The following is a 26,899-nucleotide window of genomic DNA, read 5'->3' on the forward strand; positions in this document are numbered from 1 at the left end:
CGCGGGTGGATAGCGTCGTGGCATGGCTGCCAAGGTGCTCGCGATCGTCCTGGCGGGTGGGGAGGGCAAGCGCCTGATGCCACTCACCACGGATCGGGCCAAGCCGGCCGTCCCGTTCGGCGGGATGTACCGCATGGTCGATTTCGTCCTCTCCAACCTGGCCAACGCCGGCTATCTCAAGATCGTCGTGCTGACCCAGTACAAGTCCCACTCCCTCGACCGACACATCACCAAGACCTGGCGGATGTCCACCCTGCTCGGCAACTACGTCACCCCGGTGCCCGCGCAGCAGCGTCGTGGTCCGTGGTGGTTCGCCGGCTCGGCCGACGCCATCTACCAGAGCTTCAACCTCATCAACGACGAGCAGCCCGACTACGTGATCGTCTTCGGCGCCGACCACATCTACCGGATGGACCCGCGGCAGATGGTGGAGGACCACATCGCCTCCGGCGCGGCGGTCACCGTCGCCGGCATCCGTCAGCCCCTCTCGATGGCCGACCAGTTCGGTGTCATCGAGGTCGGCGAGGACGGTCGGAAGATCCGTGCGTTCCGCGAGAAGCCCACCGACGCGGTCGGCCTGCCGGACGCGCCCGACGAGATCTACGCCTCGATGGGCAACTACGTCTTCACCACCCGCGCTCTGTGCGAGGTGGTGGAGCGGGACGCGGCGGACAAGTCCAGCAAGCACGACATGGGCGGCAGCATCATCCCGATGCTCGTCGAGCGGGGCGAGGCGAACGTCTACGACTTCCGCGACAACGAGGTGCCGGGCAGCACCGACCGGGACCGCGGCTACTGGCGCGACGTGGGAACGCTCGACTCGTTCTACGACGCGCACATGGATCTGATCAACGTGCACCCCGTCTTCAACCTCTACAACTTCGACTGGCCGATCTACACCGAGCAGCCGCCGTGGCCGCCGGCGAAGTTCGTCCACCAGTGGGGTGAGCGGGTCGGCCGCGCGGTCGGCTCGATGGTCTCGCCGGGTGTGGTGATCTCCGGCTCGCTGGTGGAGAACTCGATCGTGTCGCCGAAGGTGCGGGTGCACTCGTGGGCGCACGTCGAGGGCTCGGTGCTGATGGAGGGTGTCGAGATCGGCCGGCACGCGGTGGTTCGCCGGGCCATCCTGGACAAGAACGTGTTCGTCCCCGAGGGCGCCGAGATCGGCGTCGACCTGGAGAAGGACCGGCAGCGTTACACCGTCTCCGACAACGGCATCGTGGTGATCGGCAAGGGCCAGCGGGTCGAGCCGTGACCGTCGCACTATCAAGGAGGTAGACCCCGTGACCCATCCCCGTGCCGGCCAGCCCGCCGAGCCCGCCGACCTGGTCGACGTGCCGCGCCTGGTGACCGCCTACTACGCCGAGCATCCGGACCCCGCGGACCCGGCGCAGCAGGTGTCCTTCGGCACCTCCGGCCACCGGGGCTCCAGCCTGCGCAACGCGTTCAACTCCGACCACATCCTCGCCGTCACCCAGGCGCTCTGCGACTACCGGCGGGAGCAGGGCCTCGACGGCCCGCTGTTCCTGGCCCGGGACACGCACGCGCTCTCCGCGCCGGCCGCCGTGGACGCCCTCGAGGTGCTCGCCGCCAACGGGGTCACCGTGCTGGTCGACAGCCGCGACGGCTACACCCCCACCCCGGCGCTGTCGCACGCGATCCTCACCCACAACAGGGGCCGCACCAGCGGCCTCGCCGACGGCATCGTCATCACCCCGTCACACAACCCGCCCGACGACGGGGGCTTCAAGTACAACCCCACCAACGGCGGGCCCGCCGACACCGACGTCACCCGCTGGATCCAGGATCGCGCCAATGCGATCCTCGCCGCCGGGCTCAAGGACGTCCGCCGGATCACCTACGCGCGGGCCCGGGCCGCCGACACCACCGGGGAGTACGACTTCCTCGCGCACTACGTCGACGACCTGCCGGCGGCGATCGACATCGACGCGATCCGCGACGCCGGCATCCGAATCGGCGCCGACCCGCTCGGCGGTGCCAGCGTGGCGTACTGGGGGGAGATCGCCGAGCGGCACCGGCTGGACCTGACCGTGGTCAACCCGACGGTCGACCCGACCTGGCGGTTCATGACCCTCGACGGGGACGGCAAGATCCGGATGGACTGCTCCTCGCCGAACGCGATGGCGTCGCTGATCGCCGCCCGTGCCGAGTACCAGATCTCCACTGGCAACGACGCCGACGCCGACCGGCACGGCATCGTCACTCCCGACGCCGGCCTGATGAATCCCAACCACTTCCTGGCGGTGGCGATCGGGCACCTGTTCCGCACCCGCGCCGACTGGGGTCCGGCCGCCGCGGTCGGCAAGACCCTGGTCTCCTCCTCGATGATCGACCGGGTGGCCGTCGACCTGGGCCGGCCGCTGCTGGAGGTGCCGGTCGGCTTCAAGTGGTTCGTGCCCGGCCTGCTCGACGGTTCGGTCGGCTTCGGCGGTGAGGAGAGCGCCGGGGCGTCGTTCCTGCGCCGCGACGGCTCCACCTGGACCACCGACAAGGACGGCATCCTGCTCTGCCTGCTCGCCTCCGAGATCCTGGCCACCACCGGGCGCAGCCCGAGCGAGCACTGGGCGGAGCTGGCCGAGCGGTTCGGCGCGCCCGCGTACGCCCGCATCGACGCCCCGGCCAGCCGGGAGCAGAAGGCCGTCCTCGCCAAGCTCTCCCCGGACCAGGTCGACGCCACCGAGCTGGCCGGTGAGCCGATCACCGCGACCCTGACCACCGCCCCCGGCAACAACGCCCCGATCGGCGGCCTCAAGGTGAGCACCGAGTCCGGCTGGTTCGCCGCAAGGCCCTCGGGCACGGAAGACGTCTACAAGATCTACGCCGAGTCCTTCCAGGGCCCCGAGCACCTCAAGCGAATCCAGGAAGAAGCCAAATCCCTGGTAGACAAAGCCCTGACCCAGTCCTGACGGCCGGGGAGCGGGTGGAGAGCTAGCAGCGGGGAGGGATTTCTTCTTCGTTGGGGTTCTGGAGTTCCTTTGGGAGGAGTGCCTTGAGCTGTTCGGGGAGGAAGGGCAGGTCGAGCAGGCTCATCTTCAACTGGTTGCGTTCCTGGTACCGCAGCGGGTCGAAGCGGACCACCAGCCCGGCGTTGCGCCGGTAGCTGATGTCCACCGCGCCCTCGTCAGCCGCGTCCCGGAACACCAGCCCGTCCATCTCCACCACGACGGCCGACGAGTGCGGCTCCAAGTCGAGCCGGATCTTCTCGTCCCCGGAGAGCACCACCGAGCGGGAGATGCCGGCCATCGGCGCCGACGGGGTGACGACCACCGCGTCCGCCGCCGGGGAGATCAACGGGCCGCCGGCGGCATAGCTGTACGCGGTGGAGCCGATCGGCGTGCTCACCACCACCGCGTCGGCGCGGTAGTAGCCGTACTGCTGCCCGTCGATGGCCAGGGTGGCGGTGACGAAGCCCGAGCCGGGCCGCCGGACCAGCGCGATGTCGTTGAACGCCACCACGTCGTCGCCGCACACGTCGCAGGCCAGGCAGGCGTGTGACTCGATGGTGAAGTCCTTCGACAGCAGCCGGCTCAGCGCCTCGGGCAGCGCCGGCGGCTCGATCTCGACGAGGAAACCCAGCCGACCCAGGTGCACGCCGAGTACGGGCTTCGGGTCGAGGACGGCGGAGCGCAGCGCGCCCAGCATGGTGCCGTCGCCGCCGATGCTGATCAACGCGTCGGCGCGGACGGCCACCTCGTTCTCCGGCAGGGGCTCGACGCTGGCCGGCACCCGGTGCTTGTCCTCCGCGCGCACGTAGAGCGACTTGTGGTGGCGCGTCGCCCACCGTTCGATGATCCCGACCACCTCGGTGACATCCCGGGTGGGGTGTAGTACCAGTCCCAGCCCCGACACCCGTACAGCTCACCACACCGGCGTCGGACGCGTCCGGCGTACCGGGCGGAAGGTACGCCGGCGGTCCACGGACCGCCGGCGTACCGTCGTGGCCGTCAGCGGCGCGGCCGGCCGCTCAGGTGGGTCAGCGAGCGGGCGACCAGGTCGTTGCGGGCTGCCGGCGGCAGGCCCTCCAGCCCGAAACCGAGGTACACGGTGTCCGCGGTGACCACCACCGACCCCTCCTCGAACGCCTGCTGGCTGCGTGACCAGTCGGTGGCGTTGCCCCCGGAACCCGCGGGCGGCCCGGCGACCGCCCAACCACCAAGGTCGGTGGACTCGAACGAGGTCTCGGTGGCCGTGGACCCGTCGACGAGCACCTGGGCGTCGTCCAGGAAGACACCCACGCCCTGGGTGCCCCAGTCCGAGACGTACGAGATCGACACCTCGACCTGCTTGCCGGCGTACGCCGACAGGTCGATCGAGAAGTCCTGCCAGCCACCGGATGAGCCGGTGACCGCGTGCCACTCGCCGGTGCTGCCGGTGGGCGAGCAGTCCGCGCCCTGGTAGTGCCCCAGGAACGGGTGCAGGGTCTGCCAACCCGACTCGCAGCTCTCCCCGGTCTCCCGACCGGTGTGCCCGTTGGCGTCGGGCAGCGTCGTCCAGTCGTCGCTGCCGACCTCGTGCGCCTCGACGATCAGGAAGTCCCAGTTCGTCTCGATGCCGTACGACGCGGCGAACCGCAACTCGCCGCTGGTGGCCCCGGAGAGGTCCACGGTGCGGGTGAGGCGCTTGAACGACTCGTCGGCCTGCCCGCTCCACAGGTACCAGTCACCGGTGCGCGGGTCGAACGGCGCCGACCCCGGGCGGACCCAGTCCACCGGCGCGGAGCTGGCGAACTGCGGGAACTGATCGACCGGCAGGAAGCTCGACGTGGTCAGGAACGAGGCCGTGTGGTCCTGGTTGCCCGCCGACCCGGCCGCGTTGAGGGTGCCCTCGAAGCCGGCGAACGCCCCCTCGGAGCCCCGGACCGGGAGCGGGCCGTCCGCGCCGGTGCCGCCGTCGCTGACGTAGGTGTGGGCGCCCAGCCAGTACTGCTGGAAGTCGTTCAGCAGCGGCAGACAGGTGGGATCCTCGCCGTCTGTGCACTCCGGCGGCGCGTCCGGGTGGTACACGTACGACCCGTTGGCGCCCTGGGCGTAGAGGGCGTACTGGCCGCTGACGAGCAGCTTGCCGCCCTCGTTGAGGTAGTCCCGCACGGCCAGTTCGGTGTCCAGCGCCGCCTTGGCCGCGGTGCCGGCCACCTGGCCGGGGGAGCGCGGGATGACGTCGTCGCCGGTCTCCCAGACCACCGTCCTGTAGTGCGACAGCACACCGAGCGGGTGCGGGGCCGTGCGTCGCATGGCGTCGAAGTCGTACACGTCGCTGCTGCGCCCGGCGGCGGTCAGCGACGCGGCGACCTCGTCGGCGTACTTCGCGGTGGTGCCGGTCTGCGCCGGGCTCAACCCGGTGACGTCCTCCATGGCGAGGACCAGCACGTCACCACCGATGTCGGTGTGCACCCGGTAGGTGAAGTGCTCACTGGCCACCATCCCGGCGCGCTGCTTGACGCCGGTGAACCAGACCTCCACCCGGTCGCCGGGCTTCGTGCCGGTGACCGTGCCGCGCAACTCGGCGTAGTAGTCGCCGTTGGTGTCGCCGTACCGCTCGCCGCCGCGCCACTCGCGGACCCCGACGGTCTTCGGCCGGCCACCGTTGACGACGTAGTGCATCCGCACGTTCTTCAGGGCCCGCCGGGTGATCGAGGCGACCTGCTGGGTGCGCCCGTACGAGGTGTCGAAGGCGTCCACCACGAAGTCCGGGGTGCTGCGGCCCACCACCGAGACCGGGTCGTCCGGGTCGGCCGCGGATTTGGCCACGGCCAGCGCGAACGGCAGGTTCTTGCCCACCTCGCCGGCGATCAGCGTCTCGTCGTCGGGGAAGATGAAGTCGCTGACGCAGTCCTCCGGACGCCACTGGTCGTCGGGGTCGACGTTCGCGGCGGAGTCACAGGTCGACATCTCCGGGGTGAAGCCCAACGTGCCGTAGCGGACAGTGGCGTGGCTGTCGGTGTCGCCGTTGGTGGTGTAGAGCTCGGCGGAGATGTCCGGGTCGTAGCCGGGCACGGCCGGGTGGGCGTCGTCACCGGCCATCGCCTTGTAGATCACGTCGTCCGGTGTCGGCGTGCTCACCTGCCAGCCGACGCCGTAGAGCAGCAGCTGGGCCGCCGAGTGGTAGTTGACGAAGAACTCGAAGCCGACCCGCCGCAGCAGCCCGTCCAGCGCCTTCGTCTCCGGCTCCGAGGCCGGGCGGGGGCCCCGGTAGGTCTCGCTGTTGGCGTCGGGCGAGGAGCCCTCGTTGTCGTACCCCCACTTGTAGGCGAAGTTGCGGTTGAGGTCGACGCCGTCGGCGGGGCCGATCTGGCCGTCGCCGTCGTTGTCGCGCAGGTTCTTGCGCCACAGCCGGTTGCCGGGGGTGAAGGTGTAGTCGTAGCCGTCCGGGTTGGCCACCGGCAGGAACCACAGCTCGGTCGTGTCGAGCAGGCGGGTGATCTCCCGGTTCGTGCCGTAGCTGTCGAGCACGTGGTGCATCAGCCGGCGGGTCATCTCCGGCGTGATCCACTCGCGGGCGTGCTGGGCGCCGGCGTAGAGCACCGCCGGTCGCTGGCCGTCGCGGACCTTCGTGGCGTCCCTGGTCACCTTGATGGCGAGGATCGGCTTGCCCTGCTGGGTCCTGCCGATCGTCTCCAACTTGGTCAGCTTCGGGAACCGCGCCGCCGTGGCGCTGATCTCGTCGCGCAGGCCACCCGGCTCGCTGTACGGGCGAAACGCCGACCAGCCCGCCGCGGCCTGCTCCCGCAGCGCCTGCGACGCGTCCTTGCCACGGACCTTCTTCACGGTCAGGGGGACGCCCTTGTCGGTCAGCCGCTTCGCCTGGCGCGGGGTGAGGACCGTCTCGACGGCGGTGCGGCCGGTGGAGTCCGCCGTGGCATCGTGACCGAGGTCCACCCCGGCCTCGCGCAGCAGGTCACGCTGCTTCGCGTCGACTGTGCCGACGTACACCTCCAGGCCCTCGCGGGCACCCGGATCCGACGGTGGCCGCGCGCTCGCCGGTGGGGCCAGTGCCAGGGCACCGAGCAGGGTGACCACGCCGGCGATCGCCAGTCGTCTCGGTCTCATCGCGCCTCCTTGTAGGAAGGACCTGTAGGCGCGAGCCTTCGGTGCGGCGTGACGGGTGTCAATAGGTTGATGGTCGGGAGCTTGCCGACCGTGTCGGCACCGGTGCTGGACGTGACCACTCGACGAGGTGGCTACCGCAGCGTCGCCGCGATGATCCCCGCGATCCGTTCGCCGGCCGTGCCGTCCCACAGTGGCGGCGTGGACCGCACGGTGAGCCGTCCTGTCGCCACCGTGCTCGCCACCGCCTCGGCGAGCGTCGACCGGGTGACGAGGCGGTTGGTGCCGTGCGTGATGGTGATCGGGCGTTCGGTGTTGGGCCGCAGCGTCAGGCACGGCACGCCGAGCATCGTCGTCTCCTCCTGCACGCCTCCGGAGTCGGTGACGACGACCGTCGCGCCGCGTACCAGGCTGACGAACTCGAGGTACCCCAGCGGCTCGACGACCCGCATCGCGCGATGCGAGAGCAGGCCCGCGTTCTCCAGGTGACGCCGGCCACGCGGGTGCAATGGCAGGACGACGGGAAGTTGGTCGGCGACAGCGTGCATCGCCTTCACCAGGTCGACGGCGTCCGCCGCGTCGTCGACATTGCCCGGCCGGTGCAACGTCGCGACGACGTAGCGCTCGGGGAGCGCGAGCGCGGCACGGATGGCGGCGACGTCGAAGCGGTCGAGGTTGGCCAGCAGGGTGTCGATCATCGGGTTGCCGACCAGGTGGATCTTCTCCGCCGCGATGCCCTCGGTCCCGAGGTGTGACACGGCATCGGGGCTGGTGGCGAACAGTAGGTCGGACACATGGTCGACGACGATCCGGTTGATCTCTTCGGGCATGGACCTGTCGAAGCTGCGCAGACCAGCCTCCACGTGGGCGACCGGGATGCCGAGCTTCGCCGCGACGAGGGCGGCGGCGAGTGCGGAGTTGACGTCGCCGTACACGACGGTGAGTGCCGGGCGGTCGGCCACCATCAACTCTTCCAGGCCGGTCATGGCGGCCGCCGTCTGGCTCGCGTGGCTGCCCGAACCCACCCCGAGGTTGAGGTCCGGCTCGGGTAGCCGCAGTTGACGGAAGAAGACCTCGGACATCCGGTCGTCATAGTGCTGTCCGGTGTGGACGAGACGCTGCCGGACGCCGCGCCGGTCCAGCGCGCGGATCACCGGCGCCGCCTTGGGGAAGTTGGGGCGTGCGCCCGCGACGTGCAGAACGGCGTCGGCTGGCATGGGTCTCCTCCTAAATTCAGTACGAATCAGCAGCGGCGTACCAATGGTACAAGTTATCCAATTTGATACCTTTGCTCTCTGTGCAGTGTCGACTGACTCCTACCTCCGAAGGCAGGCAGACCGCGTGAAGCAGATCGTCCAATCCGTGTCCGGCGGCGAGTTGAGGGTCGTCGAGGTTCCGCAACCGGAGCCCGGCGCCACCGAGGTGCTCGTCGCCACGCGCAGGTCCCTGCTCTCCGCGGGCACCGAACGCGCCGTACGGGAGCTGGCCTCGGCGAGTCTGCTGCGCAAGGCCCGAGCCCGGCCGGACCTCGTCCGCCAGGTCGTCAACCGGGCGCGCACCGGGGGAGTCCGCTCGACGCTCGCCGCGGTGCGCAGCCGGCTCGACGAGGACATGCCACTCGGGTACAGCGCGGCCGGCGTCGTCGTCACGGCGGGCGCGTCCACCGACGGCCTACGCCCCGGGATGCGGGTGGCGACGGCGTCGGCGGGGCACGCCGAGTACCAAACGGTGCCCGGGCTGCTCGCGGTGCCCGTCCCGGACGCGGTGTCGGACCAGGCGGCCGCCTTCGGCGCGGTGGCGGCGATCGCGCTACAGGGACTGCGGCAGGCCGAGGTGGGCCTGGGCGGTTCGGTAGCGGTCGTCGGCCTCGGCCTGGTCGGGCAGCTGACGGTACGCCTCGCACTCGCCTCGGGGCTCACCGTCGTCGGCGTCGACCTGCGCGGATGGACAGCCGAGCTGGCCAGCGGCGCGGGCGCGGTCGGGCTGGTCGAGGCCGGCGCGGCGACCACGGAACAGGTCATGGAGCTGACCCGTGGTCGGGGCGTCGACGCCGTCCTCATCACGGCGGCGACCGCCTCGTCGGAGCCGGTGGCCCGCAGCGCGGAGATCGCCCGTGACCGTGCCCGTCTGGTCGTGGTCGGTGACGTCGGCCTGGACCTCGACCGGAGGCGGTTCTACGAGCGCGAGCTGGATCTCCGCTTCGCCCGCAGCTACGGTCCCGGTCGCTACGACCGCGCGTACGAGGAGTGGGGCGTCGACTATCCGATCGGCCACGTGCGGTGGACGGCGCGGCGCAACGTGGAGGCCTACCTCGACCTGGTGGCCAGTGGCCGGGTCGTGGTCGACGACATGGTGACGCACGTCTTCGACGTCGAGCACGCGACGTCGGCGTACGAGGTGCTGGCGTCGGACCCGCGCTCGCTCGCGGTGCAGCTCACGTACTCGGCGCCCGCGCAGCCGACGTCCCGCGCGGTCACGATCCGTCCGCGCCGCCAGTCGACGTCGCCGCGCGCGGGACTGATCGGGGCCGGCACGTACGCCAAGGCGACCTTCCTACCCGCCCTCAAGGCGGCCGGCTGGGGGGACGATCTCGTCGCCATCACGTCAGCGAAGGGCCTGTCGGCGCGCCACGCCGCGGAGCGCAACGGCATCGCCGTCGTGGCACCCACCGTCGATGACCTGCTCGTCCGCGACGACGTCGACGTGGTCTTCATCCTCAGCCGCCACGACTCCCACGCCGAGCTGGCGGTACGGGCACTCGACGCCGGCAAGCACGTCTTCGTGGAGAAGCCACTCGCGCTGACGCAGGATGAGCTCGACGACGTGCTGGCCGCGTACGACCGCAACCCGGGCCACCTGTTCGTCGGGTTCAACCGGCGGCACGCGCCCATGGTGGCGTACACCAGGAAGGTCCTGACGGCCGGGTCCGGGCCGATCACCATCGCCTACCGGGTCAACGCCGGGCGGCTGCCCGACGCGCACTGGTACCACGACCGCCGCCAGGGCGGTCGTGTCCGCGGCGAGGTGTGCCACTTCATGGACCTCGCGTCGTGGCTGGTCGGCGAGCAGCCCCGGGCCGTGCACGCGTACGGCAGCGGCCGCGGTGAACCCGGCCTGGAGGAGGACGTGAGCGTCCTGCTCGGCTACCCCGACGGCTCCACGGCGACGATCACGTACTCCACCGGCGGGCACCGGCGCACCCCCAAGGAACGATTGGAGGTCCTCGGCCGCGGCCATACCGTGCTGATCGACGACTTCCGGCGCCTCGAGATCGACGGTCGGGAGATCAAGCGGGTGCCCGGGGGAAAGGGACACCAGGAACAGCTCGCCCACGTGCGAGCGGTGATCGCTGGGAACGCGCCGTACCAGCGGGGGTTCGAGGCGTCGATCGGTACGACGGGGGCGGCCCTGTCCGCGATCGCCGCCCTGGCCGGCATCCCGGAGCACCCGACGCGCCTGCCCACGCAGGTCGACGCGGAGAGCGGCGTGAACGCCGGGCTCACCTCGTGACGCGACGCGGCCGGCGCTGACCCGGGCGGGTCAGCGCGCCGCGTCGTCGACCAGCGCGGCGAGCAGCCGTCCGAGCGCACCCGACATCGCGGTACGCGACTGGTTGTCCCGGATCCACCGCCGACCCGCCGCGCCCCTCTTCGCCAGCTCGTCCGGGCTCGCCTGCACCATCTGGGCGAGGCCGTGGGCGAGGTGCCCCGGCGGCGTCACCGAGCCGGCGTCCGCGCCCATGACGAGGTCACCGACAATTCCCGGGCTGTTGGTGACAATCGGCAGGCCGGCGGCCATGTAGTCGAACACCTTGTTGGGGCTGACGCCGGCACGGAAGAGCTCGACGTCGGCGAGCACGTGCACGCCGACGTCGGCGGCGTGCAGCAGATCGGGGATCTCGGTCTTCGGCACCGGGTCGAGAAACCGTACGGTCGGGATGTCGCGGGCGGCCGCCCGCAGGCGTGCCTTCTCGACGCCCGACCCCACCAGCACGATGTCGATCTCGGGTACCGCGCGGGCGGCGGCCAACAGCAGGTCCAGCCCGTTCGCCGGGCCGTGCGCACCCGCGTAGACGGCGGTCCGGCGGGTGAACCCGTACCGTCGCCGCAGCTCCTCGCGGTCGGCGCTGGGGACGAAATCGTCGGGGTCGGCCGCGTTGGGGATGAAGACGATCTTCTCGGGCGGTACGCCCTTGCTCTCGATCGCGGCCCGCACACCCGCCGCCAGGATCACGACACGGTCGGCGCGTCGGTACAGCAGCCGCTCCAGGCTCTCCAACGCCCGGTACACCGTCGACGTCTCCGACAGCGTTCCCATCTCGACAAGCACCCGTGGCCACAGGTCCCGGACCTCCAGGACGAACGGCGTACGCCGCAGTGCCGCCACGACGCAGCCCGACAGGCCGGCCAGCAGGTGTGGCGACGACGCGTAGACCACGTCGGGTCGGGGTTGCCGCAGGCCGGCCAGCGTCGCCGTCACCGCGTAGCTGGCCCAGTTGAATACCCGTCCCAGGCCGTTGCCGCGGTAGGGCGTCACGGCGACCAGGTGGAATCCCGGCTCGGGGCGCTGCGGCAGACCAGTGATCATGTTGCGGCGGCTCGCGATGATCACGTGCGTCCAGCCGGGCAGGCGGCTGAACAACTCGACGTGCCGGGTGCCGCCCGGATGGCCCGGGGGCACGGCGAAGTGGTTGAGGACGAGGACGCTGCGTCGGGTCATCGCGGTGCTCCCACGTGCTGGACTCCCCCGGAGGCGAGGTCGGTGACGGTCAGGGTGGCGCCCGCTTCGCTCCAGGCCACCTCGTACCGGAGGCCGTCGAGCGTGGTCGCGTCGGGCCGTGGCCCGGGCACGGCGCCCAGCCCCCAGACGACGGTGTCCTCCCGGGTCTCGGTCGTGAGCCACGTCGCCGGCTCCCAGCGCCCGTACGTCCGGCTGTGCCAGCCCGCGAACGGCACTGACCGTCCGCGCACCGCCTCGTACCCGTTTAGGCCGAAGAGGCCGACCTTGGTGTCACCGGTGACGAGCGTGTCGTTCTCCACGGCGACGTCGGGGTGCAGGGGGATCGTGAGCGACCAGGAGCCGGCGGACCCCGGAGGGTCGGCGAACTCGAAGACCGCCACGTACGCGTCGGCCACCACGACGGCGCGGCCGACGCGGACTGGGCGGTCGCCCCGCGCGTACGCGTCGTGCCAGCCAAAGAGGATGGTGCGATCCGACCGGACGAGCGGTGGTCCCAGGTGACCGCGCCCGGTGGCGAGCCAGCGGAACGCGCGGTGCGGGACGAGCTGGTCCTGCCCGTCCGGGCGGCGCACGGGGTGGGCGGCCGAGGTGCGCAGCCCGTTGCGTACCTCGAGGGGGCCGTTGTAGGTGCCCGTGCCCGGGTCGGCGATCAGCCACCGGCCGCTGTGCGTGACCCAGACCGAGGTCAGGTCGGCGTGACCGTGCGAGGGACCGCCGGCCACCTTGAACCAGACCCGCCACGGACCGCGGTCGACCAGCGCGATGCCACCCGAGGCCGTCGCACCGGGCCGGGCCGGCGTGAACGGCGCCGCGGTGGTCTCCCGGGCGCTCGCCGGGGCGTACCAGGCGAGTTCGTCGAACTCTGCGTACCACCGGGCTGGCAACCGTTCGCCGCACAGCGCCAGCCCGAGCGCCGCCGAGCCGGCCACGTCGAGCGGGTCGCCGGAGGAGGCGAGCACCCGGCCCTCGTCCCAGTCGCCGTACTGCGGGACGTCACCGTCGAACACGCCGAGCCGGGCCAGGTGCAGGCTGGCCGCGCGCAGGTCGCGGCGGACGCCGGCGGGCGCGTCGCCGAGCAGCAGTCGCACCACGAGCATTTCGAGAACGAAGCGGTGGTACGACAGCGAATCCTCGATCATGCGGCCGTCCGGCCCGAAGTGGCGGCGCTGCTGCGTGGCGAACATCCGCTCGCCGGTACGCGCCCACCATCGGGCGCGCGCAGCGGTGGGGAACATGCGCGACAGCAGGATCAGCCCGAGCGCGTCGCCGAGCATGTGGTTGTTGCGCATGCTGCTCACCGTGTAGGGCAGCTCGACCATCAGGTGCCGCGCGCTGGCCAGCAGGTGCCGTTCCATGGCGGTCACCACGTCGCGGGGGAGCCGCTCGCCGGCCAGCGCCAGGATCTGGTTCCAGGCGACCGCGCGCAGGGCCAGTTCCAGGCTGGAGTACCAGTTGACGCCCTGCTCGGGTGGTGACTGCTCGCACCAGGACCGCAGCAGGTCGCCGAGGCCGTCCTGCCAGGGGCCGGCCGGGTCGAGGCGGGCCGCTCGGGCCAGGACGACCAGGTCGCGGTGGCGGGCCGCCTCCCACGTGTGCTTCACGTCCGACAGTCGTGTCCCGGAACGGATGTCGACGCGCCACCACGGTGTGTTCGCCGGCCACTGCCTCCCGGTCAGCGGGTCGGTGCCCCACGGCGCCGACACGCCGGTCGCCACCCGGGCGCCGAAGACCCGCAGCCCGTCGCGCAGGACGCGGGCGGCGTCGTCCAGGCAGCGTTTGCGCGCTTCGTCGCTGAGCGGCGCCGTGCCGGTCAGCGGCACCAGGATGGCCGGCTGATGCCGGGGGTGGCGGCCCTGGAACAGGACGGCGTGCAGACCGCTGCGCTTGGACGCCTCGTAGGCCGCGCGCAACGGCGCCGACAGGCCCAGGGCGCGCATGTCCACGCCGATCGCACGGAGATCGGGTCTCACCATCAGCTTCCCCTTGGACATCGCGACGGGGGCGGTCGCGGTCTGCGTGAATGCGATCTGGTCGCGGTCGAGCGAGGGCAAATCGCAGCATTACGGGCGACGTTATCAGCCCGTTAGCTATATTTGCGGCGACTCACCCCGACTCTGGCCGCCTGTCCGATCATTTCCGATTGTAGGGCAGCTTGAGCATTTCGTACGTTTCCTCGGTGGTTGTGGCGTCGTTGCGGTGGTGAGTGGCGGTCGGACCGCCTCCGTCGCCGGGTCGCGCCCCCACCGCTGAGCAAGGCCGACGGGCACCAGACAATGTGGAGGGTTGGCGAGTGGAATCGCAGAGTCCTGCCCGGGTCGATCCATGGCGGTCCAGGGCGGGCCGTCGCACGGACCGGCCAGTAGGGAGCGGGCCTCGATGACCGCCATCGACGAGATCAGCCGTGGCCGGCACCGATCGCCGATCGGGAGTGTCCGCGACCGGGGTCCCTGGTCGTTGCCGCCGTTCGAGCACCGTGGGCACCGACCGGCCGTCACCGACCGAGCGACGTCGCGACCTCGAACGGTCACGTGGCTGCCGTTGGTGCTGGCCCTGACGTGGATGCTCGGCACGTTCGGCGCGTTCTGGCTGACGAGGCTGGCCCGCAATGTCGAAAATCCCGGTCAGCTCTGCGTCTTCGTGCTTGCGGCGACCACTCTGTTCGCGGGCGGATACGTCGCCCAGATGTCGCGTCGCGTCCCCGTGGTGGCGGCCGCGAGCCATTCGACCGACCGCATCCGGCAGGTGCGGCGGCTGGTCCTGGCCAGCTCGGTCTACTTCGTCGTCGTCAGCCTCACGAGGCTGGCCGAGTTCGGCGCCACCGGCCCGCAGAGCGTGTGGGCGAGCATCGAGGCGCCGGCCACCGGCTACGTGAACAAGTTCGACGTCTACCAGCAGGGCCCCGGCAGCACGAACCCGTGGATGAGCCTGCTGTTTCCGCTCGGCGTCCTCAGCGTGGCCCTCGTGCCGCTGCTGGTGGTGCACTGGCGGAGCTTGCCCGGCTGGTTGCGCCTCGCCGGCGTGGTCGGTACGGCGACGCACATAGCGTTCTACCTGTTCATCGGCACCATGAAAGGCCTCGGCGACGTCGTCATCATGCTGGCGGCGGCGATGCTGATCGCTCGGGCGTCGGTCCGGAACCGGCCGCGTGCGCGCTCGCGGCGTCGTCGGGCGCTCGTGCTGGTCGTCGGGGCGTTCGTGCTCCTGGCCATCTACATGGTCTTCAGTCACGCCACGCGGGCGACCGAGTTCGGCACCACCGGTGAGGTGGTGCGGGTGAATCCCGCGGTGGAACGTGTCGTGGGCAAGCCGATGGCGGTGGGCGTCGCTGCCATGATCGGCTACCCGACGCACGGCTACCTCGGGTTGTCCTACAACCTGCAGCTGCCCTTCGAGTGGTCCCGTGGCCTCGGTAGCGCGCCGTCCGCGGCGATCGTTGCCGAGCAGTCGTTCGGAGCGGACCTGAGCGAACATCCGCCCTTCCCCGACCGGACGGAGCACGAGAAGGGGTGGCCGGCACGCATGTACTGGGCCACCATCTATCCCTGGCTCGCCTCCGACCTCACCTTCCCGGGCGCGGCGTTGTTCATGGGGCTGGTCGGATGGCTCTTCGCCGGCTCGTGGCGCGCGGCGGTGTCCTCCCGGCGGGTGGTCCCAACGTTGATCTTCGCGCAGCTCTGCATCCTCCTCGTCTACGTGCCGGCGAACAATCAGCTCGGCATGGCGCCAGAGTCCATCGTCGGCATGGCCACGCTCCTCGCGCTGTACGCGCTGCAGTCGCCTGCCGGCGGTCGACGCCAGCCGGCCCCGGCACCGGATCATCACCCACTCAGCTGGCGCTGAACTCCGGTTGACCGGCGCCGGCGCGAACGGTGCCGCGCGCGTCAGTCCCAGCGGCGAAAGAATCGGCCGAGAGGCTCCGCGTAGGCCCGGTAGTCGAACGACTCGAGGGCCTGGCTGCGTGCGGCCTGGCGCATCAGGCTCCGCTGCGCGTCACTCAGCCGCGCGGCGGCACGGAACGTCTCGGTCACCCCGGCCACCGTGTGGTCCCGGCACACCAGACCCTCCAGGTTGGGACGCAGGTACCTGCCCATGTCGCTGGTGAGATTGGCGATCACCGGGGTGCCGCTGGCCAGACTCTCGCAGAACTTCGTCGAGAAGCCCGCGTTCGTGGCCCGATCCGGCCGACGGATGAGGACGGTGAAGTCCGCACCCTGCAGGGCGCTCGCCACCTCCGCCTGCGGCAGGCGGCCCAGGCACCGTACGCCGTCGGGCAACGAGCGGCCCTCGACGAGGCCGCGCACCTCGTCGAGCGTCGGGCCGTAGACGCGCAGCTCGACGCGCGCGCCGTCGCGCTGGACGCGATCCACCGCCTCGATGACGGTACCCAGCAGATCCTTCTTGTTGCCGTGTGGATTGCCCGCGTACGCGAGCGTGAGCGCAGACGAGCCGCCCGCTGTCTGCCGGGCGTCCAGGGTCAGACCCTTCACGTCGAGAGTGGGCGGCACCCGCAACAGCGGCTGACCGGTACGGCGGTAGTGGTTCTCCAGATAGGAGCTGATCACGATGGCGCCGTCGCAGCGCGGGTAGTAGTGGTGCAGGGCCAGTTTCATGCTGACGTGCAGCGGACCGAGGTAGCCGCCGCGCACGTGACGACCGTTGAACCAGTCCACGACGTCGACGATCAGCGGTACGTGATGCCGTCGGCACCACCGCTGAAGGTGGAACATGTACTGGGCCTGCCCGCCGTGCACCAGAACGTGTGACGGCTTGGTGGGTTGGGCGTCGAGCCATCGGACCGTCCGCTGACCCCAGCGCACCAGGGTCTGAATCGAGCTGCCCACTGGTCCAGCCGTCGGCGGTGGCCTCTCGGCCAGGCCGATGTGCGAGACCGAACCCGGGCCGTCGATGCCCGGCAGCGGCGTGCTGGCGCGTGGCTCCGGACCGCCGCTGGCGACCACGACGTCGTAGCCGGCGGCGGCCAACGACGCCACCAGGCCGTGGACCCGTCGCGACCCGGCCTCACCCCACGGGAACAGGAACGGACCCACACAGGCGACCCAGCGTGTACGTCTCATCGCAGCACCCCGCCGCGACTCTGGGCCAGTTGTTCGCGGGCGGCGTCGGGGGTGGCCGACCCGGCTCGCGCCGCCGCGCGCAGCGTGGCGGCGAACCGCGCGGCCACGTTCTCCCTGGCGTGTTCCTGCCGGGCGAAGTCGACGCCGTTGCGGGCGAGCCGCTCCCGCAGCGCCGCGTCCCGACAGAGGGTCGTGAGGTCGTGCACCAGGGTCGCGGTGTCGTTCGTCCCGACGATCACGCCGGCGTCGGCCTGCCGGATGTGGTTCATCGACGCCACCTCGGCGGGACCGTAGCCGAGGATGGGACGGCCCGACGCGAGGTACTGGGGGATCTTCGTCGAGACCGAGTAACGGGTGTAGCGGCGGATCTCCTCGGCGAAGGACTCGATGTGCACGAGGATGTCCGCCGAGCGCAGCGCCGCAGGCACCTCGTCGCTGGTCAACGAAGGGCCCAGACGCACCCGCCGCAGGTGGGCGAAGTGCCGTCCGTACTGGGCGAGGTCCCTCTCCGGGGCGTGGATCGTCAGCCGGACGGGCGGGCCGGCGTCGGCCACGTCGTCCAGCGCGGCGCCGATGTCGCGCAGCGATTCCCAGCGGTTGAGGTGCAGCGCGCCGACGTAGACCAACTCGACGCTCCGCTGCTGGTCCGCATCGCTGCGGGGCGCGGCGAAGAAACTCTCGTCGACGCAGTTCACGAAGGCGGTGAACGGGATCCCGTACCGCCGGGCGTACTCGTCGGCCATCGGCTGGCTGATGACCATGCCGAGCGGGGCCAGGCGGATGAGCTTCGCGGTCGTCTCCTGGACGGTCCGGGTGGCCCGACCGAACAGCTCGCCGTTGGCGTGCAGCGTCGCGGGCCAGTCGTCGGTGAAGTGCGGTACGACGGGGACGCCGCAGGTCCGCGCCGCCAGAGCGGTGATCCTCGTGAGCCGGACGCTGCCGAGCATGGAGTAGACGACGTCGGGGCGGAAGTCACGCATCCACCGGATCAGCGCCGGGGGGACACGGATCGGGCTGAGATCCGCGGTCGCGCGCAGTTGCGCGTAGACCTTCGCCACCGTGGGACGGCTCTCCGCAGCCGAGTGGACGGCGGCGATCGGCCGGCTCTGTTGCAGCGGTGTCTGGCCGTTCCACCCCAGCATCCGCATCGAGTAGTACTGGACGGGCAGGTAGTGGTCTCGTGGCGGGAAGTGGAAGTACTTCTCGCACACCTCCGTCGACGGCGTGATGTTCCCGGTGTGCACCTGTCCGAGGCGGTCTCTGGGCCAGCCGGAGAAGAGATTGGACAGGGTCATGGCGGTGCCGCTGACGCGGCTGAAGGGCGTGTGGCTCACCACCAGCACCCGGGGGAATTCCTCGTCGACGAGCATCGGTACGTCCGCCTCTCTCATGTGGTCCGCATGGTCAGTGCGCGCCGGTAGCCGTAGATGGCGGCCGGGACAACGGTCAGGCTGTAGATGACGACTGCGATGTACGGCGCCGCCCAGACGCCCAGCCAGTGCAGGCCGAACAGCTTCCCGGTGACGGAGAGCGGCAGGTACAGCAGGTAGCCCCACAGTTGAGGGCGGACGACCCCGGCCGCGTTCTGCACCATGAATCGCGGAGAGATCGCGGCCAGGACGATCCACCAGCAGGCGAGGCCCGCAAGGAGGGCCCGGTTGCCGATCGGGATCGGCAGCCAGGCGGCGAAGAGCTCCTCGCCGAACACCACCAGGAGGGTGGACGGCACCACCGCGACGAGCGTGGAGACGATCGTCATGCGCCGCACCGTCCGGCGCACCCAGTCGAGGTCGCCGCGCGCCAGGGCTTCACCGTGCATCGGCCACAGCGGCTGGTTGACCAGCGTCACGAGCGCGCCGAGTTGGGTGAAGAGCCGGGCCGGCACCGCGTACGCGGTGACGCTGGCCAGCCCCAGCACGTGTGCGATGAGCAGTGGGTCGGCATTGTCCGCCAGCACCATCACCAGCGTCACCAGGAAGAACAGGCCGCCCAGGCCGAACAGGTCCCGGATTCCCCGACCGTCGATGAACCTCGGGCGGGGCGCCAGGCGCGGCAGCCGCCACCCGAACGTCCACAGCGTGTTGGCGATGTTGACCAGTAACGGGGAGACGGCGATGCTGGCGATGACCACGATGGGGGGCATCTTCGCGGCCACCGCGCCGAGCGCGAGGGGCAACGAGAGCGCGCTCGCGGCCGCCTGCCAGACGTTGCTGAGCGCCACCTGCTGATACGCGTACTGCACCCGCGCGACCAGCGACAGCGGAATGTTCAGCAGGAACGCCGTCAGGCAGACCAGGGCGACGAGGCGCGCGTCCTGCGCCGCCGCTCCGGTGGCGTTGAACAGCGCCGGCCACGGGACGAACCCGCTGACCAGCCAGAGCACGCCACACGCCGGAAGCGCCACGCCGCACACCGCCGCGTAGGCGCTTGAGACGTACCGCCGCGCGGTCGCCCAGTCACCGTCCACCCGACAGGGCGCGAGCCTGGTCATGAGCCCGAGCCCGACGCCCAGATCGGCGAAGGCGACCATGCCCGTGACGGCCAGGACCGCCGCCCAGAGCCCGTACAGGTCGGTGCCCAGATACGACAGGGTCACGGGAAGGAGGAAGAGCGGTACGACAGCGCTGACCGCCCGACTCAGCGCCGCGGTGGCGATCCAGGACAGCAGCCGGCGACCGCGGCCCCGGCTCGGGGGAGCGGGGGCGGCCGGCGCGGGCGGCTCCACCGTCTGGACGGCCCGCCCGGTCCCTGTCACCGCCGAATCCGGCTGTTCCTGCCGCTCGAACCTGCTGTCGGGGGCCCGCAATCCTTCGGTCCTATCGGTCGACGGCAGAGGGTCGCGCCTGGCGACGCGGATGCCGCTGCGCGGCCTCATGCTGGGGGCTTCCGCACCGCATAACGGCTGGCGAGGGCTTTTGGGTGTGGGGTCGATCAACGCGACTGCAGGGGTACGCCCAGCGGGCCGTCCACCGCCGGGCCGACCGGTCGGGCGCAGAGCTGCGCCAGGTGCTCGATGAGCTTCGCCGCGTCGTCGTACGGGTCGAGCCCGCTCACCTCCATCGGGTCCAGCGCGGGCACCGCCACGTGCGACACCAGGGGATGGAACGGCCGGGTGTCGGTCTCGCCGGCGCCGAAGAGGTCCTCGTGCAGCTTCTCCCCGGGTCGCAGGCCGGTGTAGACGATCGGCACCGGGCTGGACGCCTGCTCGGCCATCTGCCGGGCGAGGTCGGCGATGCGGACCGGTTCGCCCATGTCCAGCACCAGCGCCTCCCCGTCGCGGCCGATCTCGGCGGCCTGCAGGACGAGCTGGACGGCCTCCTGGATGGTCATCAGATAGCGGGTCACGTCGGGGTGGGTGACGGTCAGCGGCCGGGACTGCTCGATCTGTCGCTGGAAGGCCGTCACCACCGAGCCGCGACTGCTCAACACGTTGCCGAACCGGACGCTGAGGAAGGTCCCCCGGAACCGGGACGCCGCGTGCGCGGTCAGCTGCTCGGTGATCCGCTTCGAGTAGCCGAGCACGCTGATCGGGTTGGCGGCCTTGTCGGTGGAGATGTTGACGAACCTGGCCACGTCCTGGCAGGCGTCCAGCACCGAGAGGGTGCCCCAGATGTTGGTCTTCACCGCCTCGCCGGGGTGCCGCTGCAACAGGGTCAGGTGCTTGAGTGCGGCCGCGTGCAGGATGATCTCCGGGCGACGCTCACGGATGATCCGTCGGATGCCCTCGTCGTCGCGCAGGTCGGCGAGGATCAGCTCGGGACCGTCCAGCAGGGCGCGTCCGGCGAGCGACATCTGCAGGCCGTGCAGGGCCGACTCGTCCCGGTCCAGCATCATCAGCTCGCCCGGGTCGGCCTTCATGACCTGACGGCAGAGTTCGGAGCCGATCGATCCGCCGGCGCCGGTGACCAGGATCCGCCGTCCGGTCAGGCTGTTGGTCCGCAGCGGCAGGTCACCGACCACCTGGCGACGGCCGAGCAGGTCGCCGATCTGCGCGTCCCGGACGTCGGTGACGGTGATCCGGTGGTCGACCAGGTCCCGCACGGGGGGCAGCACCTTGAACGCCGCGCCGGCGGCGAGTGCGGCCTCCCGGATCTGGCGGATGAGCGCGGCGTCGGCGTTGGCCACCGAGAAGATGACCGCCCCCGCCCCGGTACGTCGAAGCGCCGGGCCCACGTCGTGCCGGCCGCCGAGCACCCGGACCCCGCGGATACGCAGGTTGCGCTTGTGCGGATCGTCGTCGAGAGCTCCCACCGGCAGGTAGCGGCCTCGCGGATCGCTGAGCATGGAGCGCAGCAGTTCCTGCCCGGCGTCGCCCATCCCGAACAACAGCACAGGTGTCGACGACCGGACGTCCGGTCGCATCGAGATGTCCCGACGATGGCGGTACGCGAACCGGGCGCCGAGCATCAGGAGCAGGGCGAGTGCGCCGCCGACCAACGGGGTGCTCGCCGGTACCGGCCGATCGTTCGAGGGCAGCAGGCCGAGCAGCACGATGGCGGCCGTCAGGATGGCGCTGGCGGCGACGCCCTGGGCCTCCTGCAGGCTGCCCAGCGGGTGCCGTCCGGAGTGGAGTCGTCGAACCGCCGCCACTGCAACGTGCACGGCGGCCGCGAGCACGCCGATCGCCGTGGCCCGGGCCGGCTGGCCGGGCGGGAGGTGGAACTCGAACCGAGTCCACACCGCGGCGACGAAACCGCAGACCCAGGCGATGGTGTCGGTGGCGAGAAGGGCCGCGGTGGCGCGGCGTGCCCTGGCCCGTCGTGTCCCCCGGTCCGCGCGTTCCGTGTTCTCTGTTTCCTGCGGCATGTGCTCGCTTCCTGTCCCGTCCCCCGGCCGGCTTCCACCGCGCGGCGGAGGGCTGTGCGGCGGAGGCGCTGTGCGGCCTATGTCCCTGTTACATCTATTCTCTAGATATTCGGGCACTTTGCGGCTAGATGGTCGGAATATCCCACTACTACCGAATTTGACGAGCCGGTACGCCGGGCACCGCCACCTGATCTGCCACCACCCGACCGCCGAACTCGCCCAGCCGTGGCCGACGACAAGCCTGGGCGTCGTCTACGGCACCGACGGACCTGTCCGGGTGGTCAGGAACTCGTCGATCGCCGCGAACACCCGGGCGATCTGCGGTTCGGTGAGGGCGCTCCCGCTGGGCAGGGTGAGCCCGTCGACGAAGAGACGCTCCGCGGCGCCGGTGAGCAGGCTCTCCGCGCCGGCGTGCATCGGCTGCAGGTGCATCGGCTTCCACACCGGCCGGGTCTCGATGTCGCGTGCCGCCAGGTGGGTAGCGAGGTCGTCGGCCCGCCAACCGCAGCGCTCCGGCTCGACCGCGATGACGGTCAGCCAGCAGTTGGACTCGGTGTCCTCCGCCCCCACCAGCCGCACACCGGGCACCGGGGCGAAGAGCTTGGCGTACTGGTCGCGCAGGTGACGGCGTCGGGCGATCATCTGATCCAGCCGGAGCAGCTGGGCACGACCGAGTGCCGCGAGAAGGTTGCTGAGTCGGTAGTTGTAGCCCGTCTCGCGGTGCTCGTAATGGCGTGCCGGCTCACGGGCCTGGGTGGCGAGGTGGCGAGCGCGGGCGAGAAGCGCCACGTCGTCGGAGACCAACATTCCACCACCGGAGGTGGTCATGATCTTGTTGCCGTTGAACGACAGCACACCGACGCGCCCGAAGGAGCCGGCGGCCTGCCCACCGTGGCTGGCGCCGAGAGCCTCCGCGGCGTCCTCCACCAGGGGCACGTCGGTCTCCGCGCACAGCGGGAGCAGGGCGCGGTAGTCGGCGCAGCTGCCGAACATGTCCACCGGCACGATCGCGCCGACCCGCTCGCCGCGCGCCCGCAATCGTCGTACCAGTTCAGCGGCGAGGTCGACGTCCACGTTGCCGGTTCGTGGGTCGCAGTCGACGAAGACCGGACGCGCCCCGATATACCGGGCGGCGTTCGCGGTGGCGACGAACGTGAGGGTGGGCACGATGACCACGTCGCCGGCCCGAACCCCCACACCGAGCAGGGCCAGGTGCAGGGCTGCCGTCCCGGAGTTGACGGCGACCGCGCCGCCGGTGCCGACCCGTGTCGCGACGTCGCGTTCGAACGCCTGCAGATCCGGGCCGACCGGCGCGACCCAACCCGAGCGCAGGGCGGCGATCAGGTACGACTCCTCCAGCGGCCCGATGTCGGGTGGCGACAGGTACACGGTGTCGCTCGTGTGCGGGCGGAGCGGGAGTTCCGCCGCGTCCGCGAGACGACCTGGCACCGGCATGTTCCGACCTCCGCGACGCTGGGGCAGTGTGAGCCGACGTCGGGCAGAAGAACCTGAAGGCGCATAAGCCTCAAATCTTCGCAGTCGGTCGGCATCCGCCTGATAAACCCCCAAAGACCCGCACTGGACACGGCCGGAGCGGTCTTGGGCGGTGTCCCACCCGAGGTCAGGCTCGGTTCCGTCGCTCGACGCACCCGTCGGCGGGCACACAACTCGTCGGTCTTTATGGCGCTGTTGGGTAATTACTCCCTTTTGACACCGAACGCGTATCTGCTCCTCAGAGCATTCGTTGACCCGGGTGCCGTATCCGGCGAGGGGTCCAACCTGACCGTCGGAAGCCGGTGCCCGGACCGTGGCGCGTCGTGCTCCGCCCCGGGGGTGGCGGGTGGAAGCCGCCCGTCGGATAACGAACGGGAGAACCGATGAGCGTGATGACCGCGGGTCGCCGGGTGCTGATCACCGGCGGGACCGGATCCTTTGGACAGACCATGGCTCGGCGGTTGCTCGACCGTGATGTCGCCGAGGTGCGGATCCTCAGCCGGGACGAGGCCAAGCAGGACGCCATGCGCCGGTCGATCGGCGACGAGCGGGTTCGCTACCACGTCGGCGACGTCCGCGACGTCGACACCGTGCTGCGCGCCACCCGGGGCGTCGACTTCGTCTTCCACGCGGCGGCGCTCAAGCAGGTGCCGTCCTGCGAGTTCTTCCCCCTCGAGGCGGTACGCACCAACATCCTCGGTAGCGGCAACGTGGTCGAGGCCGCCGCGCACAACGGGGTCAGCTCGGTGGTCGTCCTCAGCACCGACAAGGCCGTCTACCCGGTGAACGCCATGGGCATGAGCAAGGCGCTGATGGAGAAGGTCGCCCAGGCGTACGCCCGGAACAACCCGAACAGCTCCACCACCGTCTCCTGCGTCCGGTACGGCAACGTGATGTACTCCCGCGGCTCGGTGATCCCGCTGTTCGTCGAGCAGATCAAGGCCGGCCGCGCACCCACCGTCACCGAACCCGCCATGACCCGTTTCCTCATGTCGCTGGCCGACTCGGTCGATCTCGTCGAGCACGCGTTCCACCATGCCCGCCCCGGCGACGTGTTCATCCGCAAGGCCGCCGCCTGCACCATCGGCGACCTCGCCGAGGCGGTCTGCCAGCTCTTCGACGTGCCGTTCAAGCTGGACGTGATCGGCGTACGGCACAGCGAGAAGTGGCACGAAACCCTCGCGAGCCGCGAGGAGCTCGCCCAGGCGGACGACTTCGGCGATTTCTTCCGGGTGCCGCTGGACGCTCGGGACCTCAACTACGCGCTCTACGTCTCCGAGGGCGATCTGCGCGACGTGCCCCGCGAGGACTTCAACTCCGCCAACGCCACCCGGCTCGGCGTACCGGAGGTGGTGGAGCTGCTCAAGACGCTGCCGGAGATCCGGGCGGAGCTGGCGCTGCGCGACCCGGTGCTGGCGTGCTGAGCCTCGCCGTCACCGGCGCTGGCGGCTTCCTCGGCTGGCACGTGCGCGTCCTGCTGCACGCGTTGGGCTGGCCCGAGCCGAGGGTGCTCACCCGCGCCGACCTGGCCGACCCGGCGGTGGTCGCCCGCAAGGTCGCCGGCGTGGACCGGGTGCTGCACCTGGCCGGGGTCAACCGCGGTGAGCCCGCCGACGTGGCCGCCGGCAACGTCCAACTCGCCGCCCAGCTCGCCAACGGCCTGCGGGCCTGCCCGGACCCGCCCGCCACAGTGGTCTTCGCCAACTCGGTCCAGGCAGGCAACGGCACCCCGTACGGCGATGCCAAGGCCACCGCGGCCGGTCTGCTCGCCGCCACCGGCGTGGCCCTGGACGACGTGCTCCTGCCCAACCTGTACGGCGAGCACGGCCGGCCCTGGTACAACTCCGCGGTCGCCACCTTCTGCCGGGTGCTCGCCGAGGGTGGCCAGCCCGAGGTGCACGCCGACCGGGAGATGGACCTCGTGCACGTCACCGACGCGGCGGCCCGGCTGGCCGGCGTGGCGGTGGGCGGCTCCTGGGATCCGGCGATGCCGGCGCTGCGCATCGGTGTCCGTGACCTCGCCGACCAGCTCACCTCGTACGCCGGGATCTACCGCACCGGAGAGATCCCGCCATTGCGCGACCGGCACGACGTACGGCTGTTCAACACCTACCGGTCGCACTGCTTCCCGGCGCACTATCCGCTCGCCCTGCCCCGCCGGGCCGACGCCCGCGGCGCGCTGGTCGAGACGGTCAAGACCCACGGGGGAGCGGGGCAGACGTTCTGCTCGACGACCCTGCCCGGCATCACCCGCGGCGAGCACTTCCACCTGGCCAAGGTGGAACGGTTCGTGGTGCTGCGCGGCACCGCCGAGATCAGCCTGCGCCGGGTCGGCGACACCGACGTCGTCCGGTTTCCGGTCAGCGGCGACGAACCGGTCGTCATCGACATGCCGACCATGTGGGCGCACAACATCACCAACACCGGCCCGGACGAGCTGCTCACCCTCTTCTGGACCAACGAGCTGTTCGACCCGCAGCGGCCGGACACCTGGCCGGAGCCGGTCGGTGGCGAACACCGCGTGCCAGCCGGCGTCCGGTGAGCGACAGGCGAAGGGATACCCCATGACCCGTGTGATGACAGTCGTCGGCACCCGCCCGGAGATCATCCGACTGTCCCGGGTGCTGGCCCGGCTCGACGAGACCGTCGACCACGTGCTGGTGCACACCGGGCAGAACTGGGACAGCACCCTCTCCGACGTGTTCTTCTCCGAGCTGCGCCTGCGCGAACCCGACCGATTCCTGCGCGTCGACACCTCGTCGCTGGGCCGGGTGCTCGGCGGGGTGCTGGTCGGCATGGAGGCGGCGATCGCCGAGGTGCGACCCGACGCCCTGCTGGTGCTCGGGGACACCAACAGCTGCATCGCCGCCCTGATGGCCCGCCGGATGCGGGTGCCGGTTTACCACATGGAGGCCGGCAACCGCTGCTTCGACCTGAACGTCCCGGAGGAGACCAACCGGCGGCTGGTCGACCACGTCGCCGACTTCAATCTCGTCTACACGGAACACGCCCGGCGCAACCTGCTCGCCGAGGGTCTGCACCCGCGCCGCATCCTGCACACCGGCTCGCCGATGCGGGAGGTCCTGGAGCACTACCGCGCGCCGATCGCCAGCTCGACGATCCTGCGTCAGCTCGAACTCGACCGGGGCCGCTACTTCCTGGTCAGCGCGCACCGCGAGGAGAACGTGGACCGGCCCGACCGGCTCCAGCGGCTGCTCGACTGCCTCGTCGCCGTCCGCGACCGGTGGGGGTTCCCGGTTCTGGTCTCCACCCACCCCCGGACCCGCAAGCGCCTGGAGGCGCTCGCCCCGGACGCCACCGCCCTGGACGGCATCGCCTTTCACGACCCCTTCGGCCTGCTCGACTACGTACACCTGCAGACCCGGGCGTACTGCACGTTGTCGGACAGCGGGACGATCAGCGAGGAGGCCGCCATCCTCGGTTTCCCCGCGGTGACCCTGCGCGAGTCGATCGAGCGCCCGGAAGCGCTCGACGCCGGGGGCATCATCATGACCGGTCTGGACCCGCAGGGCGTCGTCGAGGCGGTCGAGGTGACGGTGGCGCAGGTCGCCGCCCAGGGAGTGCCCTGCCCGGTCGACTACCAGGTGCCCGACACCTCCCGGCGGGTGGTCGACTTCATCCTGTCCACCGTTCGCCGCCACCACGACTGGGCCGGCATCCGGCACTGACGTCGGCGGGCGGTCGGTGGTCCGGCGGGAC

Annotated in this window: 17 protein-coding genes; 7 read left to right on the forward strand and 10 right to left on the reverse strand. The window is 70.9% G+C overall.

The window, feature by feature from the left end; translation table 11 throughout:
• Positions 1 to 22 precede the first annotated feature (22 nt).
• Positions 23 to 1,255, forward strand: coding sequence for a glucose-1-phosphate adenylyltransferase (gene glgC, locus ACGGAQ_RS08820; RefSeq protein WP_393046076.1), 1,233 nt, complete (start codon positions 23 to 25; stop codon positions 1,253 to 1,255).
• 28 nt (positions 1,256 to 1,283) lie between these two features.
• Positions 1,284 to 2,927 (forward strand): phosphoglucomutase (alpha-D-glucose-1,6-bisphosphate-dependent), encoded by a 1,644-nt coding sequence (gene pgm, locus ACGGAQ_RS08825; RefSeq protein WP_393046078.1) that lies wholly within the window; start codon positions 1,284 to 1,286, stop codon positions 2,925 to 2,927.
• Positions 2,928 to 2,949: 22 nt separating this feature from the next.
• On the opposite strand, the gene ACGGAQ_RS08830 is transcribed toward pgm, so the two are convergent.
• The 3 genes from ACGGAQ_RS08830 to wecB (ACGGAQ_RS08840) form a co-directional block, all read right to left on the reverse strand.
• The gene (locus tag ACGGAQ_RS08830; RefSeq protein ID WP_393046802.1) at positions 2,950 to 3,861 is read right to left on the reverse strand and encodes an NAD(+)/NADH kinase; all 912 of its coding nucleotides are present in this window, start codon (positions 3,859 to 3,861) and stop codon (positions 2,950 to 2,952) included.
• Positions 3,862 to 3,965: 104 nt separating this feature from the next.
• Positions 3,966 to 7,067: a M14 family zinc carboxypeptidase gene (locus ACGGAQ_RS08835; protein ID WP_393046080.1), complete on the reverse strand. Its 3,102-nt coding sequence runs from the start codon at positions 7,065 to 7,067 to the stop codon at positions 3,966 to 3,968.
• Between the two features lie 131 nt (positions 7,068 to 7,198).
• Positions 7,199 to 8,281, reverse strand: a complete 1,083-nt coding sequence (gene wecB, locus ACGGAQ_RS08840) for a non-hydrolyzing UDP-N-acetylglucosamine 2-epimerase (RefSeq protein ID WP_393046082.1) — start codon at positions 8,279 to 8,281, stop codon at positions 7,199 to 7,201.
• Between the two features lie 124 nt (positions 8,282 to 8,405).
• Between wecB (ACGGAQ_RS08840) and ACGGAQ_RS08845 the strand changes: the two genes are divergently transcribed.
• On the forward strand, positions 8,406 to 10,574 hold the full coding sequence (locus tag ACGGAQ_RS08845; protein WP_393046084.1) for a Gfo/Idh/MocA family oxidoreductase: 2,169 nt from the start codon (positions 8,406 to 8,408) through the stop codon (positions 10,572 to 10,574).
• A gap of 30 nt (positions 10,575 to 10,604) precedes the next feature.
• On the opposite strand, the gene ACGGAQ_RS08850 is transcribed toward ACGGAQ_RS08845, so the two are convergent.
• Positions 10,605 to 11,783: a glycosyltransferase family 4 protein gene (locus ACGGAQ_RS08850; RefSeq protein WP_393046086.1), complete on the reverse strand. Its 1,179-nt coding sequence runs from the start codon at positions 11,781 to 11,783 to the stop codon at positions 10,605 to 10,607.
• Positions 11,780 to 13,777, reverse strand: a complete 1,998-nt coding sequence (locus ACGGAQ_RS08855; protein WP_393046088.1) for a heparinase II/III family protein — start codon at positions 13,775 to 13,777, stop codon at positions 11,780 to 11,782. The genes ACGGAQ_RS08850 and ACGGAQ_RS08855 overlap by 4 nt, the downstream gene beginning before the upstream one ends.
• 403 nt (positions 13,778 to 14,180) lie before the next feature.
• On the opposite strand from ACGGAQ_RS08855, the gene ACGGAQ_RS08860 reads away from it, so the two are divergent.
• Positions 14,181 to 15,644, forward strand: a complete 1,464-nt coding sequence (locus tag ACGGAQ_RS08860; protein ID WP_393046090.1) for a hypothetical protein — start codon at positions 14,181 to 14,183, stop codon at positions 15,642 to 15,644.
• A gap of 41 nt (positions 15,645 to 15,685) precedes the next feature.
• Here ACGGAQ_RS08860 and ACGGAQ_RS08865 read toward each other — a convergent pair whose 3' ends face one another.
• The 5 genes from ACGGAQ_RS08865 to ACGGAQ_RS08885 form a co-directional block, all read right to left on the reverse strand.
• The gene (locus ACGGAQ_RS08865) at positions 15,686 to 16,879 is read right to left on the reverse strand and encodes a glycosyltransferase (RefSeq protein ID WP_393046092.1); all 1,194 of its coding nucleotides are present in this window, start codon (positions 16,877 to 16,879) and stop codon (positions 15,686 to 15,688) included.
• On the reverse strand, positions 16,876 to 18,270 hold the full coding sequence (locus tag ACGGAQ_RS08870) for a glycosyltransferase (RefSeq protein WP_393046094.1): 1,395 nt from the start codon (positions 18,268 to 18,270) through the stop codon (positions 16,876 to 16,878). The genes ACGGAQ_RS08865 and ACGGAQ_RS08870 overlap by 4 nt, the downstream gene beginning before the upstream one ends.
• Positions 18,267 to 19,634: a lipopolysaccharide biosynthesis protein gene (locus ACGGAQ_RS08875; protein WP_393046096.1), complete on the reverse strand. Its 1,368-nt coding sequence runs from the start codon at positions 19,632 to 19,634 to the stop codon at positions 18,267 to 18,269. The genes ACGGAQ_RS08870 and ACGGAQ_RS08875 overlap by 4 nt, the downstream gene beginning before the upstream one ends.
• 176 nt (positions 19,635 to 19,810) lie before the next feature.
• Entirely contained in the window at positions 19,811 to 21,685 is a 1,875-nt protein-coding gene (locus ACGGAQ_RS08880) for a polysaccharide biosynthesis protein (RefSeq protein WP_393046099.1), read from the reverse strand.
• Between the two features lie 252 nt (positions 21,686 to 21,937).
• Positions 21,938 to 23,140, reverse strand: coding sequence for a DegT/DnrJ/EryC1/StrS family aminotransferase (locus ACGGAQ_RS08885; protein WP_393046102.1), 1,203 nt, complete (start codon positions 23,138 to 23,140; stop codon positions 21,938 to 21,940).
• A gap of 422 nt (positions 23,141 to 23,562) precedes the next feature.
• Between ACGGAQ_RS08885 and ACGGAQ_RS08890 the strand changes: the two genes are divergently transcribed.
• The 3 genes from ACGGAQ_RS08890 to wecB (ACGGAQ_RS08900) are packed head-to-tail and all read left to right on the forward strand — an operon-like array spanning position 23,563 to position 26,868.
• Complete coding sequence (locus tag ACGGAQ_RS08890; protein WP_393046104.1) at positions 23,563 to 24,603, forward strand: polysaccharide biosynthesis protein; 1,041 nt, start codon at positions 23,563 to 23,565, stop codon at positions 24,601 to 24,603.
• Positions 24,597 to 25,721 (forward strand): NAD-dependent epimerase/dehydratase family protein, encoded by a 1,125-nt coding sequence (locus ACGGAQ_RS08895; RefSeq protein ID WP_393046107.1) that lies wholly within the window; start codon positions 24,597 to 24,599, stop codon positions 25,719 to 25,721. The genes ACGGAQ_RS08890 and ACGGAQ_RS08895 overlap by 7 nt, the downstream gene beginning before the upstream one ends.
• Positions 25,722 to 25,743: 22 nt before the next feature.
• Positions 25,744 to 26,868: a non-hydrolyzing UDP-N-acetylglucosamine 2-epimerase gene (gene wecB / locus ACGGAQ_RS08900; RefSeq protein ID WP_393046112.1), complete on the forward strand. Its 1,125-nt coding sequence runs from the start codon at positions 25,744 to 25,746 to the stop codon at positions 26,866 to 26,868.
• Positions 26,869 to 26,899 lie beyond the last annotated feature (31 nt).

The sequence above is a fragment of the Micromonospora sp. NPDC047557 genome (assembly GCF_043205095.1).
Lineage (GTDB): Bacteria > Actinomycetota > Actinomycetes > Mycobacteriales > Micromonosporaceae > Micromonospora.